General features: G+C 74.5%; 8 protein-coding genes. 3 read left to right on the plus strand and 5 right to left on the minus strand.

Translation table 11 applies throughout. The features are described 5' to 3' along the window. On the minus strand, positions 1–345 hold a 345-nt coding region (locus HGA02_RS06915; protein WP_168678409.1), incomplete at its 3' end, for a WYL domain-containing protein. After that, positions 338–955, minus strand: a complete 618-nt coding sequence (gene rfbC / locus HGA02_RS06920) for a dTDP-4-dehydrorhamnose 3,5-epimerase (RefSeq protein ID WP_168678410.1) — start codon at positions 953–955, stop codon at positions 338–340. The genes rfbC and HGA02_RS06915, both read right to left, overlap by 8 nt. 107 nt (positions 956–1062) lie before the next feature. Here rfbC and rfbD point away from each other — a divergent pair, with 107 nt between their 5' ends. After that, positions 1063–1911 carry a dTDP-4-dehydrorhamnose reductase gene (gene rfbD / locus HGA02_RS06925; protein WP_168678411.1) on the plus strand — a complete coding sequence of 283 codons (849 nt, stop codon included), beginning with the start codon at positions 1063–1065 and terminating at the stop codon, positions 1909–1911. A 93-nt stretch (positions 1912–2004) separates the two neighbouring features. Here the strand turns inward: rfbD and HGA02_RS06930 are convergent, their stop codons facing one another. Genes HGA02_RS06930 through HGA02_RS06940 form a run of 3 tightly spaced genes read right to left on the minus strand, consistent with a single transcriptional unit; the run spans position 2005 to position 4170 of the window. After that, positions 2005–3039: a glycosyltransferase family 2 protein gene (locus tag HGA02_RS06930; protein WP_168678412.1), complete on the minus strand. Its 1035-nt coding sequence runs from the start codon at positions 3037–3039 to the stop codon at positions 2005–2007. Next, complete coding sequence (locus tag HGA02_RS06935) at positions 3026–3424, minus strand: DUF2304 domain-containing protein (RefSeq protein WP_168678413.1); 399 nt, start codon at positions 3422–3424, stop codon at positions 3026–3028. The genes HGA02_RS06930 and HGA02_RS06935 overlap by 14 nt, the downstream gene beginning before the upstream one ends. Next, positions 3421–4170 carry a glycosyltransferase gene (locus HGA02_RS06940; protein WP_168678414.1) on the minus strand — a complete coding sequence of 250 codons (750 nt, stop codon included), beginning with the start codon at positions 4168–4170 and terminating at the stop codon, positions 3421–3423. The genes HGA02_RS06935 and HGA02_RS06940 overlap by 4 nt, the downstream gene beginning before the upstream one ends. Before the next feature lie 123 nt (positions 4171–4293). Between HGA02_RS06940 and HGA02_RS06945 the strand changes: the two genes are divergently transcribed. Next, a complete protein-coding gene (locus tag HGA02_RS06945; protein ID WP_168678415.1) occupies positions 4294–6411 on the plus strand; it encodes a DUF2142 domain-containing protein in 2118 nt (705 codons plus the stop codon). Continuing rightward, the coding region (locus HGA02_RS06950) for a glycosyltransferase (protein ID WP_168678416.1) at positions 6408–7265 on the plus strand (858 nt) is incomplete at its 3' end. The genes HGA02_RS06945 and HGA02_RS06950, both read left to right, overlap by 4 nt.

The raw sequence follows: 7265 nt of genomic DNA on the forward strand, positions 1-7265 counted from the left end.
CACGTCGGCGCGCCGGACGCGGTCGAGCCGGAACCAGCGCACGTCGTCGCGCGAGCGGCACCACGCCGCGAGGTACCACCGGCCGTGCGTGCGCGTGAGGACGATCGGCTCGACGCGACGCTGCGACACGTCACCGGCGACGGTCACGTACTCGATCGCGAGCACCCGCTCGCGGGACAGCGCGTCCTCGACCGCGCGCAGCGTCTCGGGGGTGCTGCCGTTGTCGACGACGACGACCGCGTCCACCTGCCGCGCGGTCGCGTCGAGCAGGCGACGCAGCGCGGCGGGCTCGGGGTGGTACGTGACGACGACCGCGACGACGGTCGCGTCGCCCGCGTCAGCCACCGAGCTGGGCGACGAACGACTCCACGTCGGCGAGCGTGGGCAGGAGCCCCTGCTGCTGCGCCTCCGCGAGCGAGGGCGCCTCGGCGTCCTTGGGGGACAGCAGCGGCGTCAGCGGCGTGCCGTCGCGCCCCACGGTCGGCCAGTCGATGCCGAGCGCCGGGTCGAGCGGGTGGACGCCGTGCTCGCGGCCGGGCGCGTACGGCGCCGAGCACAGGTAGACGACCGTCGAGTCGTCCTCGAGGCTCATGAACGCGTGGCCGAGCCCCTCGGCCAGGTAGATCGCGCGACGGTCGGTGTCGTCGAGCAGGACCGAGTCCCACGCGCCGAACGTCGGGGAGCCGACCCGGATGTCCACGACCACGTCGAGCACCGCGCCGCGCACGCACGTCACGTACTTCGCCTGCCCCGGCGGGACGTCCGCGAAGTGGATGCCCCGCAGCACGCCGGCGGCGGACACCGAGGCGTTGGCCTGCGCGAGGTTCAGCCGGTGACCCACGGCCTCCTCGAACGCCGACCCGGCGAACCACTCGAGGAAGACGCCGCGGTCGTCGCCGAACTGGCGGGGGGTCAGCTCGAGTGCGCCACGGACGGCGAGCTCGCGCACCTGCATCGGAACCTCTTTCTCCGGTCGGTCTCGGCCGTCCGCCAGCCTACGGGACCGTGCGACCCGCGCGGACGCCGTCCGGCGGACCTCGGCCGCGCCGCTACCCTGGCCCGATGCGATTCGTGGTCGTCGGCGCGTCCGGCATGCTCGGGCAGGATCTCGTCACCAGCGCGCAGCGCTCCTACGAGGACGTCGTCGCGCTCGACCGCGCCGAGCTCGACATCACGGACCCCGACGCGACGCTCGCGGGCCTCGCCGGTGCCGACGTGGTCGTCAACTGCGCCGCGTACACCGCGGTCGACCCCGCGGAGCAGGACGAGGCGACGGCGTTCACCGTGAACGCCGTCGGCGCGGCGAACGTCGCGCGCGCGGCCCGGGTGCACCGGGCCCGGGTCGTGTACGTCTCGACCGACTACGTGTTCGACGGCGTCGCCGGCGACCCCTACGCCGAGGACGCGCCCGTCGCGCCGCGCTCGGCCTACGGCCGGACGAAGGCGGCGGGGGAGTGGGCCACGCGCGCCGAGGCCCCCGACCACCTCGTGGTCCGCACCGCCTGGCTCTACGGCGCGCACGGCGCGTGCTTCCCGAAGACCATCGCCCGGCTCGCGGCGGAGCGCGGCGGCCTCGACGTCATCGACGACCAGGTCGGGCAGCCGACGTGGACCGTCGACCTCGCCGACCTGGTGCTCCGCCTGCTGAGCGCCGACGCGCCCGCGGGCACCTACCACGGCACCTCGTCGGGCCGGACGTCGTGGCACGGGTTCGCGCAGGCGGCCGTCGCGACCGCGGGCATGGACCCGCAGATCGTCCGGCCGACGACCAGCGAGAAGTTCGTCCGCCCGGCGCCGCGCCCCGCGTTCAGCGTGCTCGGCCACGGTGCGCTCGAGGCCGCGGGCGTCGCGCCCATCGGCGACTGGGCCGAGCGCTGGGCCGTCGCGGGCGCCGAGGTGCTGGCCGGCTGACGCGCTCGTCGGGCTGACGCCCCTCGTCAGGCTGAGGCACCTCGTCAGGAGGATGCTGCTGTCGGCACCCCGGCGGCGGCGCTCCCGGGCCGGTCAGACGGCCCGGCGCACCAGCCGCCAGTAGGCCTGCAGGACCTTCTCGATCGCACGACCGCCCGGCGGGAGCGCGAGCTGCGTCGGGTCGAACCGGTCCGTCCAGAGGTCCACGAGCGCGGAGTCCGGGACGAGCCGCGCCGACTGCACCGCACGTCGGCGTGCGCGCAGCCACCCGACGTGCCCCAGCACCCACACACGCGCGCGCCACCACTGGCGTCCCCACCCCTGCGCGAGCGCGACCGCGAGCAGCGCGACGTCGAACGCGAGCAGGGGGAGCGCGAGCAGCGCGAGGGTGCGCGGCGCGTAGCAGGTCAGCACGAAGATCAGCCGGTTGCGGTCGACCAGGTACATCTTGAGCGGGCTGCGGCTGAACTCGTAGTGGTGGTCGGAGACCGCGGTCGGCACGTACCGCACCCGCAGCCCGCGCTGCCACGCGCGCCAGCTCAGCTCGAGGTCCTCGAGGTACGCGAAGTACTCCTCGGGGAAGCCGCCGAGGGCGTCCCACACGCTGCGCCGCACGGCCATCGTCGCGCCGGTGACGGACGCGACGTCGGCGGGCTCCTGGTGGTCGCCCGTCGGCTCACCCATGTGCCCCGCCCACGAGAGGCCCAGCAGGTGCACGGGGTTGCCGACCGTGTTGACGAGCGCCGGCTCGTCGGCCAGCCGGACGAGCCCGCTCACCAGCCCCACCGCGGGGTCGTCGAGAGCGCGGACGAGCTCCGCCAGCGCGGTGGGCTGCACGACGGCGTCGGAGTTGACGAGCGCGACCAGGGGCGCGGTGGTCTGCGCGACGCCCAGGTTGACGCCGCCCGTGAAGCCGAGGTTGCGGCTGGGCACGAGCACGCGGACGCGGTCGTCGTCGCGGGCAGCCAGGCGTCCGACCGCGTCGCCCACGGCGCCGTTGTCGACGAGGACCAGGTCGACGTCGACGCCGGTCGAGGCGAGCACGGCGTCGACGGCGTCGTCGAGGTACGGCTCCGGGCCGTACGCCAGCACGACGACCGCGACGCGGGGGACGTCAGTGCTGCTCATCGTCACGGGCGTGCGGCTCCTGCGGTGCGGTCGTGTCGGTCGCGGCGCCCTCGAGGCGCGTGAGCCGCTCCCCGAGGATCGCGACCCGCTCGGCGATCGTGCGGGTCTCCTCCTCGAGCGTCGAGATCTCGGTGCTCAGCTGGATGGACACGAGCAGCAGCACGACGAGGCTGACGGCGAACAGCAGGTTCGACGGCGTCTCGACGCCGACCAGGTCGGCGATCTGGATCGCGAGCCGCGGGAACGCCGCCAGCACGATGATCGCGAACGAGACGACGAGCCAGATGCCCGCGTACTTCTCGCGCAGCTGGCGCCGCCGCAGCAGCACGAGGATGAAGACGAGCGTGACGATCGACGCGACGAGCGCGAACAGGTACCCGCTCATGCCGCGGCCGCCACGGCCTCGCGCGTGGTGCCCGCGGGCGCGGGGCGCGACAGCGCGACGACGAGCGCCAGGCCCGCGCGGCCGAGGAACACCGCCGCGCGCCACGGGCTGTGCGACGGCTCGCCGCCGGCGCGCGGACGCATGACCACGGGCAGCTGCCGGACGGTCAGTCCCGCGCGGTGCGCGATCACGAGCGACTCGACGGTGTCGCCGAGGTACTCCGCCGGGTAGTCGCGCGAGAACAGCGTGACCGCGCGCGGCCCCGACAGCTTGAAGCCCGACGTGGTGTCCGTGAGCCTCGTCCCGACGAGGCGCGAGAGGACGCCCGAGAGCAGGCGCATGGCCCAGCGCCGCGGTCCACGTGCCATGTACTCGCCCGCGCCTGCGAACCGCGCGCCGATGACGACGTCCGCGCCGGTCGCGTCGGCGGCCGCGAGCAGGCGGGGGATGTCCTGCGGGTCGTGCTGGCCGTCCGCGTCGCACTGGACGACGCCGTCGTACCCGTTCTCGACCGCGAACTTGAAGCCCGCGCGCATGGCGCCGCCGACGCCCAGGTTGATGGGCAGGTCGAGGACGCGCACCCCGGCCTCCCGCGCGACGGCCACCGTGCGGTCGGTCGACCCGTCGGAGACGACGAGCACGTCCACGTCCGGGACGGCCTCGTGCAGCTCGGCGAGGACCAGGGGAAGGGTCACCTCCTCGTTCCACGCGGGCAGCACAGCCAGAACTCGGCGAGGGGCAGACACGGCCCCGACTCTAGCCGAACGCTCCTGCCGCCCGAGGCGGCGGTCCTGGCGCCGAGGTCGCTGTGAGAGACTCTGTGCCCGTTGGCCGGCCGCATGCCGGGTCGTCGACGAAGGGAACGCGCGTTGCGCGACATCGCCGAAGACATCGCGTCGCCCGCGCCGGCGGTCCCGGGCGAGGGCGACGACGCGTCGACCCCACGCTCCCGCTGGGCGGTGCCCGGCGCACGCTGGCTGTGGGCCGTCCTCGCGGTGCTGCTCGTCGCCGGCGGGACCTGGGTCGCGCTCGCGCAGCCGACGGGCGCGGTGCGCGCCGACGTGACCGAGCACTTCGACCTGGCCACCCCGCAGCCGCCCGTCGAGGTCGGCGAGCCGCAGACGTTCGAGCTGCGCGCCGAGGAGGACGGGTTCAGCGAGGTGCGCGCGGTCCTCGCGACCTACCGCGACACGATCAGCTGCGACCTGCGCGCCACGCTGAGCGACGGCGACCGCACGGTCGCGACCGGCACGCTCGACTGCGCCGACATCCCCGACAACGAAGCCGTCACGGTGCTCGCCTTCGACCCGGTCGAGGACTCCGCGGGCCGGACGTACGACCTCACGCTCGCCGTCACGGACGACAGCGTCATCGGCCCGTCCGTGTGGGAGTCGACGACCGGCACCGACTCGCTCATGACCTACTACGACGGCGACGACCGCGTGGTCGACCGTGTCGGGCTCGTGCTCGACCGGCTCGGCGACTACGCGCCGGCGTGGGGGTCCCCGGTCGGGCTCGCGCTCGGTCTCGTGCTGGTGGCGGCCGCCGTCGTCCTCCTCGTGGCGCGGCCGCGGTGGGGGCTCGTCGCGCTCGTCGCGCTGGTCCTCGTGCGCGGTCTCGTGTGGACGACCGTCATCCCGCCGCTGCAGGGCATGGACGAGGGCGCGCACTTCGCGAACGCGCAGTACATCGCCGAGCAGGGGAAGATCCCGGTCTGGAACACGACCGAGCACCGGTACGGCGCGTACTCGGAGTCGGTCGAGGTCGCGACCGAGGCGATGCACGTCTCGTCCCACCGCCCGACCGACCGGCCCGACTACGGCGACGAGGCGGTCGACGAGCTCCGGGCGGACGACGCGGCCGTCGGCACGGACTCCGACCCGACCGGTCCCGCGGCGTCCTACCCGCCGACCTACTACGGTCCCGCCGCGCTCTTCTACCTCGTGGCACCCGACGACACCGTCGCGCAGGTGCACGCCGTCCGGCTGTGGTCCACCCTGCTCGGCGTCGCGGCGATCGTGTTCGCCTGGCTGTTCGCGGGCGAGCTGCTGCCCGGGCGGCGCTGGGCCCGCGCCGGGCTCGTGACGGCGGTCGCGCTCCAGCCGATGCTCGCGCACCAGTACGCCATCGTGAACAACGACGCGTGGGTGATCGCGTGCGGGTTCGCCGCGCTGTGGCTCGGCGCGCGCCTCGTGCGCTCCGCGCGCGCCCCCTGGGTCATGCTCGCCGCCGGCGCGGCCGTCGGTCTCGGCGCGCTCGGGAAGCCCTTCGGCGCGATCGCCGTGTTCCCCGTCGCGATCGGCTGGCTGCTCGGCAAGGTGCAGCACCGTGTGCGCGACTGGCGCGTCCTCGTCGTCGAGCCCCTGCTCGCGGCCGTCGGCGTGGCCTGCACGTACGGGTTGTGGCTCGTGGTGCAGCGCCTGCTCGGCATCCAGTCGGGCATCGGGTTCCCGGCGTCGCCCGAGCCCGGCCCGCGTGACCTCGTCACGTACCTCGCGACCCAGTACGACCCGGCCTTCCTCGAGTTCCGCGGCCTGTGGGTCACGCAGTTCTGGGGCAACTTCGGGTGGGTCAACACGCCGCTGCCGCAGATCGCGTACCAGGTCATCTGGTGGTCCTACCTGGCGCTCGCGGCGGCGCTCGTCGGGTGGCTCGTCGTCGTCGTGCGGCAGTGGCGCACGCGCACCGACGAGCAGCGGCGGCTCGACCGGCTCGTCACGCTGTGCACCGGGACCGGCATCCTGTCGCTGCTCGGCATGTACGCGATCGAGTACCTGTTCTTCGCGTCGTCGGGCCGGACCGACCTGCTGCAGGGCCGCTACCTGCTCATGGTGGTGCCGGTGCTGCTCGCGCTGCCCGTGCTGCTCGTGCAGCGCTTCGTGCCGCGCCGCGGGGCCGCGACGGTGACCGCGTGGAGCGTGGCCGGGCTCGTGCTGCTGCTGCACGTCGTCTCGATCGGCGTCGTCGTGCGCCACTACTACCTGTGACGGCGCAGCCGGCCGCGTCGCTGGCCGTCGTCACGGCGTACCGGCCCGGACCGGGTCTGGCCGCGGTGGTCGCGTCCGTCGTCGACCAGGTCGACGTCGTGGTCGTGGTCGACAACACGCCGCCGGGGGACACCGACGCACGCGCGCACGTCGAGCCGTCGGAGCGGGTCGAGATCCTGCCCATGGGCTACAACTCGGGTCTCGCGGCGGCGCTCAACGCGGGCGTCGCGCGGCACCCCGAGGCCGACCGGGTGCTGCTCCTGGACCAGGACTCGACGATCCCGTCTGACCTCGTGGCGCGGCTCGGCGCACGGCTCGACGCGGACCCGACGATCGGTGTCGTCGGTCCGGCGCCGTGGGACGCCGACGCGGGTCGCTACCTCGACCCCCGGTCCGCCGCCCGTCCCGAGCTCGCGGACCTGGGCGCGATCATCACGTCCGGCATGCTGGTCCGGCGCGCGACGCTCGACGCGGTCGGGCCGTTCCGGGAGGACTTCTTCGTCGACTGCGTCGACCAGGAGTTCTGCCTGCGGGTGCGCGAGGCGCGCTGGCGGGTCTGCCAGGACCGCACCGTGCTGCTGCCGCACGGCCTGGGGGAGACGCGGTGGCACGGCTGGGGGCCGCTGCGCCTGCGCGCGACGCACCACCCCACGTGGCGCCTCTACTGGATCGGGCGCAACTCCGCGATCATGCTGCGCGAGCACGCGACGGCCGCGCCGGGGTGGTCCGTGCAGTGGCTCGCGATCGTCGCCTACTGGGGTCTGACCATCCTGCTCTTCGAGCCGCCGCGGCTCACCCGGGCGGCGACGCTGCTGCGCGGCCTGGCGCACGGCGTCGCGCGCCGGCCCGTCCCT

The sequence above is a fragment of the Cellulomonas septica genome (genome assembly GCF_012396155.1).
GTDB classification, from domain to species: domain Bacteria; phylum Actinomycetota; class Actinomycetes; order Actinomycetales; family Cellulomonadaceae; genus Cellulomonas; species Cellulomonas septica.